Below are 12,032 nucleotides of genomic sequence, written 5' to 3' on the forward strand. Positions count from 1 at the left end.
GGGGGTCCTTCCGGCTCAGGCGGTCGTGGCAGAGGGTGCCCCCTGCTCGGAGAGCTTGGGGGAGTAGCGGTTCGCGGGGCGGGCGAGCCCGAGCAGCCCGCGCAGGGTGTCGGCCTCGTAGGCGTGCCGGAAGACGCCCCGGCGCTGAAGTTCGGGCACGAGGCCGCGGGTGATCGCGGGGAGGTCGTGTCCCACGACGGCGGGTCGCAGGCGGAAGCCGGAGAGCCCCTCGGCTGCCAGCTCCTGGAGGAGGTCGGCGAGCTGGGAGGGTGTCCCGGCGAAGATGCGGGCGTCGCTGGTGTACGGCTCGCCCGCCAGTGCGTCCAGTCGCTCCCGGCGGGCCTCGGCGGCTCCGGGCTCGTCGTCCAGGAAGACCACGAGGTCGCCGAAGACATGCACGGTGTCGTCCGCCCGGCCGGCCCCGCTCTGCTCGGCGCGGATCTCGTCGACGATGGCACGGGCCTGGCGTGCGTCGTGCGGAGTGACGTAGCCGATGTCGGCGGACCTGGCCACCAGCCGGTACGGGACCGTCGCGTGAGCCAGGGCGGTGACGACCGGCTGGCCCTGGGGCGGCCGGGGGGTGATCGAGGGGCCCTTGACGCTGAAGTGCCTGCCCTCGAAGTCGATGTAGTGCAGCTTCTCGCGGTCGACGAAGCGGCCGGTGGCGATGTCCCGGATCTCCGCGTCGTCCTCCCAGCTGTCCCAGAGCCGGCGCACGACCTCGACGTAGTCGGCGGCTTCGTCGAAGACGTCGGTCACGACTTCTTGTACCGCGGGAGTGTCGTAGTCCTCGAAGCGGAACGGCGGGAACGTGCGGCGTCCGAAGTGCGCGGCCTCGTTCTGGCGTGCCGTGATCTGTACGCGCAGGCCCGCGCGGCCGGTGCTCACATAGTCGAGGGTGGCGATCGCCTTGGACAGGTGGAACGGCTCCGTGTGTGTGGCCACCACGGTCGGTACCACGCCTATGTGACGGGTCCGTGGCGCGATGCGCGCGGCGATGAGGACGGCGTCGAGGCGGCCGCGGACCTGGTCGGTACGGCCGTCCGGTTCGGTGGGCGACGAGGACTGGAGGCCGAGCGCGTCCTCGATGGTGACGAAGTCGAGCAGTCCGTGCTCGGCCTCGGTGACCAGGTCGGTCCAGTAGGCCGCGGTCAGCAGTTCGCGGGGGCGGGACACCGGCTCGCGCCAGGCGGCCGGGTGCCATCCGGCGCCGTCCAGGGCGACGGCGAGGTGCAGAGGTGTGGGTGACGAGGACACGGAGGTGCCTTCCTGATCGACCGTACGAGAAAGCCCGCCCCGGCGAGCGGGCGCGGCTGCGAGGGCAACAGGTCAGGAGCGACAGAGCGCGCCGGCGACCCGCAGCAGATCGATGTGCGGCCGGGTGTACAGGTAAAGGCGGCGGGGCGAGGCGGGCTTCGGCACGCGGCGGCGGGACACGCGACGCATGCGCCTCACCTCCGCTCCTTCGGTCCGGCGCTCCGGGGTCCGTCGTCCGCCCGGCCTTCGTGGCTCCCCGACGGGGCGCCACGCGGTCCTGAACAGAGACAACCGCACGGCTATGCCTTTTCTTCCTGCGGCCCGGCTCCTTCTTGCCCGGCTCGCGCGGCCTGTTGTCCGCCAGGGGTGCGGACGAGCACGAACCTCGTGCGGCGGCGCAGGGTGAATCCGATCGACTCGTAGAGCCGGATCGCGTTCGTGTTGTCGGCGGCGGCGTGGAGGAAGGGGATGTCCCCGCGTTCCCTTATGCCCGCCGCGACCGCGCGGACCAGGCGTGTGGCCAGGCCTCGGCCTCGGTGGTCGGGGTGGGTGCACACCGCGCTGATCTCGGTCCAGCCCGGCGGGCGGAGCCGTTCACCGGCCAGCGCGATCAGCCGGCCGCCCTCCCGGATGCCCAGGTAGGTACCGAGTTCGACGGTGCGGGGCAGGAAGGGGCCCGGCCGGGTGAGGGCGATCAGGTCGAGGATCTCGGGCACGTCGGCGAGACCGAGCCGCACCGCTTCGGGCGCGGGCTCGGTGTCCAGCGCGGTGGCGATCAACTGGACGCCGTAGCCGCTCTGTTCGGTCGTCCAGCCGTCGGGGATGGTCTGGACCGCGGTGACCGGTGTGACCGCGCCCGGACCGACGAGTTCGGCCAGGTCGTCCCATGAACGGGGGTCGGCGGGGTCGTCGAGAGCCGCGAACGGGGACACGTCCACGGGATAGCGGGCGGCCCGGCCGACGCGCTCGGCGAGGTGGGCGTGCGGACCGGTCAGCGCGGCCCAGGCCGCGTTGTCCAGGATGTGGGGTGCGGTCGGGATCGGAGAGGGGGCGGGGTGGACGCTGGTGGACATGGCAGTGCGGTTCTCCGTATCTGGAACGCGGCCGGCCGCGCCCGGGGCTCCGCCGCGGCGCGGCGGAGCCCCTTGAGGTGGACGGTGGTTCAGGAGTTGTCGAGCGGCAGGCCGGGCGGGTTGACCTGGGAGGTGTCGACGGCCTCGTTGGAGAGGTTCCAGGCGGCCAGCCACTTGCCGTACTGACCGTTCTTGATCAGGTAGTTGATCGCGTCGGCGAGCGGCTCGGCGAGCCTGCTGTCCTTCTTCGCGGTGGCCGCGATCAGACCCTGGAGCGTCTCACCCGCCCCGGAGAACGTGCCCGCGTTGCGCGTCGGGTTCGGGGTCTTGGCGGTCTGGGTGACGTGATAGGCGATACCGGGGTTCGGGCCGAAGGAGACGTCGATCTTTCCACTGGACAGCGCCAGGGCGGTGGCGTTGTTGTCCTGGTAGTACTTGACGTTGAGCTTCTCGCCCTCCTTGGCGAGCTTGGACTTCCACTCCAGGAGGATCTTCTCCTGGTTGGTGCCGGCGCTCACCGCGACGGTCTTGCCGGCCAGGTTCCGGTAGTCGTCGTCGAAGTTCCAGGTGCTCTTCTTGCGCACCTCGAAGCCGAGGTTGTCCTGGCGGTAGGACGCGAACTCGTACTTCTTCTTGCGCTCCTCGGTGTCGGTGACGTTGGAGAAGGCGACGTCGACCTTGCCGCTGTCGATGCCGACGAACAGGTTCTCCCAGGTCGAGTTCTTCACCTCCGGCTTCAGCCCGAGGACCGCGGCCACCAGCCGGCCGAGGTCGGGTTCGGCGCCGGTGAGTGTCTTCTGGTCCCCGCCCACGTACGCCAGCGGCGCGAATCCCGCGGGCAGGGCGCCGACGCCGATCCGCAGCGTGCCGCTCTTGGCGACGGACTTGGGCAGCTCGGCGCTGATCGACTTCACCTCGGACACCTTCAACTCGGTCTTCTGGGCAGCGCCGTTGGAGAGCGCGCCGACCGTGACCGATCCGGCCGAGGCGCCCTCGGTCCGGGTGGCGGCGTCGCTGTCACCCCCGCATGCGGCGAGCCCGGCGGCGAGGGAGGCGACGGCCGCGGTGGCGGTGACGCCGCGAAGAATTCTGCTGTTCAGGGGGAGGGTGCGCATGGCTGTCCTTGTCGGGTGTGTGCGGTGAGGGTGTGGGGGCGCGGTCCCGGCGGGCCGCGAAATCGGTTGGCCGTGCGTCAAGGCGCACGGTGGCCGGCGAGTTCGGAGGTCCGTGCTGAGCGATGCGTCCTCGTTCGCCGCCGGCGGCTTCCTTCGGAGGCTGGTGCTGACGGGCCTCGCTGTCCGCCCTTCGGCGCGTGGGTCAGAGGACCTTGCTCAGGAAGTCCCTGGTGCGCTCCTGCTGCGGGTGGTCCAACACCTGTGCGGGTGGGCCCTGTTCGACGATGCGGCCGCCGTCCATGAAGACGACCCGGTCGGCGATCTCGCGGGCGAAGCCGATCTCGTGGGTGACGATGACGAGGGTGGTGCCGCTTCTGGCCAGGTCCTTGATGACGGCGAGCACCTCGCCGACCAGTTCGGGGTCCAGCGCCGAGGTCGGTTCGTCGAAGAGGATGACCCCCGGCCGCAGGGCGAGGGCGCGGGCGATGGCCACGCGCTGCTGCTGTCCGCCCGACAACTGCCGTGGGTAGGAACTGGTCTTGTCCGCCAGCCCCACGCGGGCCAGCAGATCGCGGGCCAGTTCCTGGGCCTCGGGCTTGGACAGTTTCCCGGTGGCCACCGGAGCCGCGGCCACGTTGTCCAGCACGGTGAGGTGCGGGAAGAGGTTGAAGTTCTGGAAGACGAAGCCGATGCGACTGCGCTGCCCCAGGATGACCCGCTCGCTCAGTTCCCTCAGTCGCTCACCGTGCCTGCGGACGCCGATGAGCTCGCCGTTCAGGCTGACATGGCCGATCTCAGGCTTCTCCAGATGGTTGATCACCCTCAGGAGAGTGGACTTGCCGGATCCGGACGGCCCGAGGATGACCGTGACCTCTCCGGGCCGGACGGTCAACTCCACACCGTCCAGGACCTGGTGGGTGCCGTACCACTTGTGCACGTCGTGCACCTCCACCGCGGCCGGCTGGATCTCGAGCGCTCCGATGATCTCGGCCGACGGAGCCGTCTCCGGTGCCTGGTCCTCCGGAGCCGTCCTGGTCTTGACTGTCGTCTGACGCGCTTCGTCGGTCATATCGCCGTCTCCCTCCGGATCCGGGCCCGCACGTCGCGCAGACCGTTCCGTACCTTCTGCAACGGGGTCGGCGGCAGGGTGCGCAACGCGCCCCGCGAGTAGTGCCGCTCGACGTAGAACTGGATGACGGACACGACGCTCGTCAGGATCAGGTACCAGGCGGTGGCGACCAGGAGCAGCGGCACGATGTCGCCGGGGTAGGTGCTGCCCATGCTCTGCACGGAGCCGAACAGGTCCAGCAGGGAGACGTAGAAGACCAGCGAGGTGCCCTTGATCAGGCCGATCAACTGGTTGACGTAGTTAGGGGTGATGGAGCGCAGCGCCTGCGGGAAGACGATCTTCGCGAACTGGTACCGCTTCGGCAGTCCCAGGGCGGAGGCCGCCTCGTGCTGGCCCTGGTCGACGGAGAGGATGCCTCCGCGCACCACTTCGGAGGCGTACGCCGCTTCGTTCAGGCTCAGTCCGACGACGGCGACGGCCATGTCGGTGGCCAGACGGGACTCGTCGAAGGTGAAGAAGGCCGGACCGAACGGCACCCCGACGCTCAACGTCTGGTACAGCGCGCTGAAGTTGTAGAGGAACAGCAGGACGACGATGAGCGGTACCGAGCGGAACAGCCAGGTGTAGACCCAGCTCACCGCGCGCAGCACCGGGCTCGGGGAGAGCCGGGCCAACGCGAGCAGGATCCCGCCGAGCAATCCCAACACCGCGCTGTAGACGGCGACTTCGAGGGTGATGAGCAGACCGTCGAGGATCGTCGGGCGCAGGAACCAGTACTGGAAACGGTCCCACTGGTAGAAGGGGTTGGTCACCAGGCCGTGGGTGATCTGGGCGACCAGCACGAGCACGACGGCCGTGATGATCCAGCGGCCGGGACGCCGGAGGGGCAGGACCCGTTGAGCGGCCGGGGTCTTGGGCGCGGCGGGGACGTCGGGACGGGGGATGGCCTGGGCGGGCGGCGCTGATCCGGAGGACACAGCAAGGCCCGGAGATTCACTCATGGAGAGCTCCAGCGGATTCGGACACCCCGGACCACGGCGAGCGGCAGCGTGACGCGGAGCCGTAACGGCTCGGCACGAAACGAGGGCACGGGCGCACATGGCACGGGGGCTGGACGGAGAAGGGGCACACCGCTACAGCGGTGGTCGTCAGCGATTCGGAAGAGGGGCCGTCAGCCTTGGCAGAGGGTGCGACACGTGTCCGTACACAGCGCGCTGTTGACGCGAAGCAGGTCGACGGAGCGGTCGGCGCACAGCACGACGCGACCGAGGCGCCGCCATGCGGCCGTCCCGTCAGCTGCGTTCATCGCCGTCACCATCGTCTCTCCGGCCCTGGGGCATCCCGTTGTGGGCCGCACGTTAGGCCCGCCCCGAAAAGAATGTCAATGCGGGTGACCACCAGGTGAGACCGCGTGCCCGGCGTTCTTGACGGCGCCACAGGGCGCACCGAGACTGGCATGGACGGTCACGATTGTCAGCGCCCACGGTGCGGGTTCGTCCCGCACCTGTGGTCATCGGCCCCGGCTCGCTGACAGGCAACCCTTCCACCGCGACGGGGTGCCCCGGGTGACGACCGGGTCCCGCCGGTGCGGCGGGGCAAGCGTGGTCTCGCGTCTCGCGAGCCCTGGAGTGGGACCGGTGAGAATGCCCAGGAACGGCTTGACGAGGCGCCTGCACATCGATCTGTTGCGTGTCTCCAGCGCTTACTGATCCGCAGCCGGTCCGTTCGATCCGGACCGGTGCGACGAGCGCAGTCGTTCCGCATTCGGCCGCTGGTGCCCACAAGGCGGCGGTGGCTTCCTCGTTCCCCAAGGGAGAGTCATGCCTGAGACAGCTTCGCGCACTTCCAGCACGGCCAACTCACGTCCCTGTGACCAGGTTTCGTTCCCCTCTGAGCTTCGTCTCAAGGTGGCGACGCCCTCTGCCCTCCCCCACCGCGTCGACAGCCGGATCGGTGTCGGCCTGGCCGGCGGCTTCTACCCGGCACCGCACCGCTACGAGCTGTATCTGTCGGAGAGTTGTCCGCTCTCGCTGCGCATCGCGATCACCCTCGACCTGCTGGGCCTGAAGGACTCCGTCGCCACGACGGTCCTGACGCATCCCGCCGGGACACCTGACGCCTTCGCCTCGCTGCGCCGCGCCTACGAGTCCACCGAGCACCACTACGACGGACCGCTGACGGCGCCCGCGCTGTGCGACCGGTGGAGCGGACGCATCGTCAGCAACCACACCCCCGACATCCTCCGCGATCTCGCGGGGCTGCTCTCCGGTCACGGCGCGGGGTGCCCCTCGACGCTGCGTCCCCCGGCCCTCGCCGCGGACATCGAGGCGCTCCGCGACCTGCTGGACCGCGATGTCACGCCTACCGCCCAGCCCTCGGAGCTCTCCGCGGCGCTGGAGTTGTTGGACTGTCAACTCGCCGTACGGCCCTATGTCCTGGGCGAGACGCTGACGGCGGGGGACGTGGACGTGTGGGTGGCCCTCACCCGACTGGGCCCGGACGGCGCCCTGCGCTCATTCCCCCAGCTCCAGGACTACGTACGCCGCCTCGGCGACCACCCCGCCTTCCGGAGCGGAGGTACCGCCGGGCGGCGGTGAGGAGCCCGTAGCGCCCACCCGAACGGGTGAGCGGGGTGCTCACACAGACGGCTGCTCGGAGAACCGGACGCCGGCCCGGCGTCCGGTCCGTTCAGCCGCCTGGGATCAGTACGATGCGCACGCCCTTCAGGGCCGAGGTCCGCTCCCGGCCCTGGTCAAGGGTGTCCAGCCCCGCGCCCAGGACAGGTCCTGAAGTCCCGGAGGCGGCCGGGACGGTCCACCGGGATTTCACCGGTCTGCCGCGCCCGCGCACATGCGGTCCGTCGACGTTCGGCGCAGTCTATGAGCGTAGGAGAGCGACACCCAGACCACACGTCCGGCGGTCATAAGGAATGGCGATGGCTGACACAGGCGCGTCGACACCGCCGTCGGGGGCGCAGCGCAGGATTCTCGCCCCGCTCGCCCTCGCCCAGTTCATCTGCAGCTTCGCCGGTTCCAACATGAACGTGATGATCAACGACATCAGCGAGGACCTCGACACCACCGTGCAGGGCGTGCAGATCGCGATCACGATCTTCCTGCTCGTCATGGCCGCGCTGATGATCCCCGGCGGCAAGCTGACGGACCGCTACGGCCGCAAGCGCTGCTTCCTCGCCGGCCTGACGGTGTACGGGATCGGCGCGCTGCTGAGTGCCGCCTCCCCCGGCCTGGGCGTTCTCATCCTCGGCAACTCGATTCTCGAAGGCGTCGGAACCGCGCTGCTCATCCCGCCCGTCTACATCCTCACGACGCTCCTCTTCCACGACATGACCTCCCGCGCCCGCGCCTTCGGAGTCGTCATGGCGCTGGGCGGCATCGGCGCGGCGGCGGGCCCGCTCATCGGCGGGCTCATCACCTCGTGGATCAGCTGGCGGGCCGCCTTCGTGTTCCAGGCCCTGATCATCGCCCTGATCATCGTGCTGAGCCGCCACATCGAGGACCCGCTGCCACCGGATCCGAGACGCTCCTTCGACACGGTCGGAGCCGTCCTGTCGGCCACGGGCCTGGTCCTCATCGTCATGGGCATCCTGGCCGCCGACAACAACCTCTGGCTGATGACCGGCCTGCTCGTCCTCGGCGCGCTGACGCTGCTGTGGTTCTTCCGCTCCGTGCGTGCCCGTGAGTCGGCCGGTAAGGAACCGCTGCTGTCCACCAGCCTGTTCCGCGACCGCACCTCCAACCTCGGTCTCATCACCCAGAACATCCAATGGCTGTTGCTCATGGGTTCGTCGTTCACCGTGGCCGCCTATCTCCAAGTGGTGCGCGGCTACGACGCCATCGCGACCGGCGTCATCTTCACGGCCGCCACGCTCGGTCTGCTCGCCACCTCCCTGGCCGCCGAACGACTCGCCCGGCGGCGCCCCCAACGCACCCTGATCATCGCGGGCTTCGCCGTCGCGATCGCGGGTGTCGTCGTCCTGATCGCCATGGTCAACAGCTTTTCCAGCCCCTGGGCCTTCGCTCCCGGTCTCCTCCTGCTCGGACTGGGCCTCGGCCTGATGCTGACCCCGTCGGTCAACATCGTCCAGTCGAGCTTCCCCGAGGACCGGCAGGGCGAGATCTCCGGTCTGTCCCGCAGTGTGTCGAACCTCGGCTCCTCGCTGGGCACCGCGGTCGCCGGCACGATCCTCGTGGCCGGATTCACCACGCGCTCCTACGCCGCGGCCATGGTCACCCTCGCCGTCCTCGGGGTCATCGGACTCATCGCGGCGGCGCTCCTTCCCGGAACCGGCCTTCGCCCTGGATCACCTGGGGCTGATCTGTAAAGCTTTTCGCGCCGCGGCCCAAGAACAGGTGAAGCGACTTTGAAGCACTCCGGGAACCTCCGCCGAGGAGGGTCGAGGAGCCTGCGACATGAAGGAGACGCCTGTGGACGGCGCGGATCGGATACGGGGTGGGCCCGCCGCCGCGGCACGCGACCCCCAGCTCTTCGAAGCGTTCTACCGGCGCCATGTCGACGCCGTGACGCGTTTCGTGGCCCGGCGCGTCGACGACCCGCACACCGCCGCCGATCTGACGGCCGAGATCTTCCTCGCCGTCCTCGACTCGGCCCACACCTACCGGCCGCGTCTCGGCAGCGAGACGGCCTGGCTGTACGGCATCGCGCGCAACGTCGTGTCCTCGGAGCGCCGTCGGGTCGCCCGGGAGGCCGAACGCGATCTGCGCTTCTCCGGACGCCGATTGCTGGAGGCCGACGACATCGCCCGTCTGGAGGACAATCTCGACGCCGAGAGCCCCGGCCGACGTGTCCTGGCCGCGCTCGCCCGACTGCCAGAGGGCGAGCGGGCGGTCATGGAGCTCATCGCCGTGGACCAGCTCACGGTCACGGAGGCGGCGGCCGTGCTGGGGATCCGCCAGGTCACCGCCCGGGTCCGACTGCACCGGGCACGCAAGGCACTGCGGGATGAAGCGGACTCCCAGGTCGCGGAGACGGACGCCAGGGCCGTGTCCTCCGGAGTCCCGGGCGCGCGAACGCCTAACGCGTCACCGCTGTACGCGAAAAGGGGAGAGGCATGAGCTCGAGGCCGAGGTTCGAGGACCGCGGCTGCTCGATGAGCTGAAGCGGGAGATCGAGCTGCGCGGGACCGCGTCGGCCGCTTCCCTCGATCCGCGAGCAACCGCGGGACACGGGACCGCGTCGACCGGCGCCGGAGCCCGGGCACACGAGCGCGAGGGCGAGACACGCGCCCCGGTGCGCGGTCTGCCCACTCTGCGCCGGATCGCCGTCGTCGCGGTCGGCTGTGCGGTGGCCGGTCTCGCCGCGGTGGTCGCGCCCTGTTCCCCGGCCGCCCCGGCTGCGTACGCGGTGGAGCGCCACGACGACGGCAGCGTCACCCTCACCGTCAAGGACCAGGACATCGGCATCGCGGCCCAGCGCGAGCTGGCACGGGCACTGCGCCCGAGCGACATCGATGTGACCGTGACCGTCCTCGCTCCCGGCTACGTCTGCGAGCACGACACAGTGGTCTGGGAGGTCGACAGGCAGGGCGACCGTGTCCCCATCCTCACCCTTCAATGGAACCGGGAGATGACCCTGCACCCGGGCAACGCGCTGGTCTTCGTGAACCTCAGCGGCTCGGCCCGGCCGCACAGGGTCAAGGTGTACACGACCAAGGGCGAGATCAGGCCCTGCGTCCCGGTGAAGCCCTCCGCGCCGCGCGGCGACTAACCGTCCCAGCCGCGGTCGGGCTTCGCCGCCCGATCGAGAGAAGTGCACCGGGAGCCACCCGGAAGGCGGCAGACGATCGCGTCGGGAGCGTCGCGGTCGTCTTCGCCATGCCGAGGACGACCGCGGGCCGCCCCTACGCACAACCGCTGATCAACGCGTAGTCAATCCCGGCGAAAGCCGCCTCATCAGGGCGTGTCCCTTGTTCCGCCCTCCCGTGGCCGCACTTCGATGGGCACAGCGAGGCCTCGCGAACCCGGACAGACCGCCGGACCGACCGCCTCTTCCTTCCCCATGTCCCCAGCATGCCTTTCGCATGCGCCTGTCCCCTGCGTGCCCCTTCGCATGCCCGCCTCACGGCCGTCCCCACGAACCCCTCACCCCACAGGACTCGGTCCAGGTATGGAACCCCATGGAACCCGCGATTCCCGTCCCCCCGCCGCTGGAGCCGCGTCCCTCCGCTCCGTCGCATCCCCTCGTGTCCGACGGGTCCGCCGCACCGCCGCGGTCGGGCTGGCTGGACGCGTTGCGCGGCATCGCCGCACTGCTCGTCGCGTTCGACCACTCGTCGTACGCCTTCATGGCCGAACTCCGCGGGCAGTTGATGCCCGAGGTGAACATCGGCCGGTACGGCGTCATGGTGTTCTTCCTCGTGAGCGGGTACGTCATCCCCGCCTCGCTCGAACGCCGGGGCTGCGTCCGGACCTTCTGGGCCGGACGGTTCTTCCGGATCTACCCGCTGTGGTCCGCCGTCGTCGGCTCGGTCGTCGTCCTCGGTCTGCTGGGCATCGCGGACCCGCACGCTCGTTTCGCCGGGCGTGGTCCCGCGACCGTGGCCTTCGCCCATGTGACCCTGCTGCAGGAGCTGCTGGGAACGCCCAGTGTCGTTCTCGTCCTGTGGACGCTCTCGTACGAGATGGCTTTCTATCTGCTGGTCGTCGCCCTCTTCACGGTCCGTCTGCACCGGCGTTCGGCCACCGCCGCCGTCGTCCTGGGCGTGCTGGCCGCCGTGAGTGTGACGGCAGGGGTCGTGCCACCGTCCTCGGCGCTGTCCGGCGCGGTAGGCGCCGGCCCGCTGGTCGCACTCGCCTCGACCGTTCTGGTGATCGCCATCTGCTGCGCGAGTTCCGGGTCGTCCGCGCTTCGCGTGTTCGGAGGTCTGGTGGGGGGCGTGCTGGCGCTGGTCCTGGTTCCGTTCAACGGCACGGTGCCCCTCTGGGAGGGCCTGGTGATCCTCGCGGTGATGTTCCTCGGCACCGCCGTCCATCGGGCGGAACGGGGTGAGAGCACCTGGCCGGGCGCGGCCCGCACGGCCGCCGTCGTGCTGATCTGCGCTGTGGGGAGCGCGTACGTGCACGGCGACGGGGCTCGTTTCGCGCGGCGCGGCTGGATCGCGGCCTTCCTGCTGGCCGTGCTCACTTTCGGTGCCGCGCTGGCGTTGCGCCGCCTCCGGTTCCCGCGCTGGCTGACGGGACTGGGAACGATCAGCTACTCGGTCTATCTGGTGCATCCGGTGCTGCTGGCGGTGAGCGACAGCACGATCGGCCGGTGGCGGCGGGACAATCCGGTACTCGAAGCGGCGTTCTTCGCCGTGCTGTTGCCGCTGTCCGTGGTGACCTACCGCTGGATCGAAGCGCCGGGCCGGGCCCTGGGCCGAAAGGCGTGCCACCGGATACGGCGGACGTGACCTCATCGGCACGCCTTCCGTAGTAGACATGACGCGCCGCAAGGCGGACACGGACGGTCGGCGCACCGGACCGTGCGCGTTCTCCGGCG

The 12,032-nt window shown here is 70.0% G+C and carries 11 protein-coding genes and 1 riboswitch; of the genes, 5 read left to right on the plus strand and 6 right to left on the minus strand.

Annotated elements, in window-relative coordinates; genetic code table 11:
* Positions 1-15 precede the first annotated feature (15 nt).
* The 6 genes from ACFWBT_RS00445 to ACFWBT_RS00470 all read right to left on the minus strand — a co-directional run bounded on the left by ACFWBT_RS00445 (position 16) and on the right by ACFWBT_RS00470 (position 5,515).
* Positions 16-1,257, minus strand: coding sequence for an LLM class flavin-dependent oxidoreductase (locus ACFWBT_RS00445; RefSeq protein ID WP_385693962.1), 1,242 nt, complete (start codon positions 1,255-1,257; stop codon positions 16-18).
* A 72-nt stretch (positions 1,258-1,329) separates the two neighbouring features.
* On the minus strand, positions 1,330-1,446 hold the full coding sequence (locus ACFWBT_RS00450; protein ID WP_323180603.1) for a putative leader peptide: 117 nt from the start codon (positions 1,444-1,446) through the stop codon (positions 1,330-1,332).
* Between the two features lie 110 nt (positions 1,447-1,556).
* A complete protein-coding gene (locus ACFWBT_RS00455) occupies positions 1,557-2,330 on the minus strand; it encodes a GNAT family N-acetyltransferase (protein WP_385693965.1) in 774 nt (257 codons plus the stop codon).
* A gap of 89 nt (positions 2,331-2,419) precedes the next feature.
* Entirely contained in the window at positions 2,420-3,445 is a 1,026-nt protein-coding gene (locus ACFWBT_RS00460) for an ABC transporter substrate-binding protein (RefSeq protein ID WP_385693968.1), read from the minus strand.
* Positions 3,446-3,647: 202 nt separating this feature from the next.
* Positions 3,648-4,514, minus strand: coding sequence for an amino acid ABC transporter ATP-binding protein (locus tag ACFWBT_RS00465; RefSeq protein WP_385693971.1), 867 nt, complete (start codon positions 4,512-4,514; stop codon positions 3,648-3,650).
* The gene (locus ACFWBT_RS00470) at positions 4,511-5,515 is read right to left on the minus strand and encodes an amino acid ABC transporter permease (RefSeq protein WP_385693974.1); all 1,005 of its coding nucleotides are present in this window, start codon (positions 5,513-5,515) and stop codon (positions 4,511-4,513) included. The genes ACFWBT_RS00465 and ACFWBT_RS00470 overlap by 4 nt, the downstream gene beginning before the upstream one ends.
* Before the next feature lie 461 nt (positions 5,516-5,976).
* Positions 5,977-6,122, plus strand: a riboswitch (SAM riboswitch).
* Positions 6,123-6,421: 299 nt separating this feature from the next.
* Here ACFWBT_RS00470 and ACFWBT_RS00475 point away from each other — a divergent pair.
* The 5 genes from ACFWBT_RS00475 (at position 6,422) to ACFWBT_RS00495 (ending at position 11,943) form a co-directional block, all read left to right on the plus strand.
* Positions 6,422-7,111 (plus strand): cell envelope biogenesis protein OmpA, encoded by a 690-nt coding sequence (locus tag ACFWBT_RS00475; protein ID WP_385693977.1) that lies wholly within the window; start codon positions 6,422-6,424, stop codon positions 7,109-7,111.
* A 338-nt stretch (positions 7,112-7,449) separates the two neighbouring features.
* Positions 7,450-8,856, plus strand: a complete 1,407-nt coding sequence (locus tag ACFWBT_RS00480) for an MFS transporter (RefSeq protein ID WP_385693980.1) — start codon at positions 7,450-7,452, stop codon at positions 8,854-8,856.
* 88 nt (positions 8,857-8,944) lie between these two features.
* Entirely contained in the window at positions 8,945-9,607 is a 663-nt protein-coding gene (locus tag ACFWBT_RS00485) for an RNA polymerase sigma factor (protein ID WP_385693982.1), read from the plus strand.
* A 175-nt stretch (positions 9,608-9,782) separates the two neighbouring features.
* Positions 9,783-10,259: a hypothetical protein gene (locus ACFWBT_RS00490; RefSeq protein ID WP_385693985.1), complete on the plus strand. Its 477-nt coding sequence runs from the start codon at positions 9,783-9,785 to the stop codon at positions 10,257-10,259.
* A gap of 523 nt (positions 10,260-10,782) precedes the next feature.
* The gene (locus ACFWBT_RS00495; protein ID WP_385694082.1) at positions 10,783-11,943 is read left to right on the plus strand and encodes an acyltransferase family protein; all 1,161 of its coding nucleotides are present in this window, start codon (positions 10,783-10,785) and stop codon (positions 11,941-11,943) included.
* The last annotated feature ends 89 nt before the right edge of the window (positions 11,944-12,032 follow it).

This window comes from Streptomyces sp. NPDC060027 (assembly GCF_042737005.1).
GTDB lineage: Bacteria > Actinomycetota > Actinomycetes > Streptomycetales > Streptomycetaceae > Streptomyces.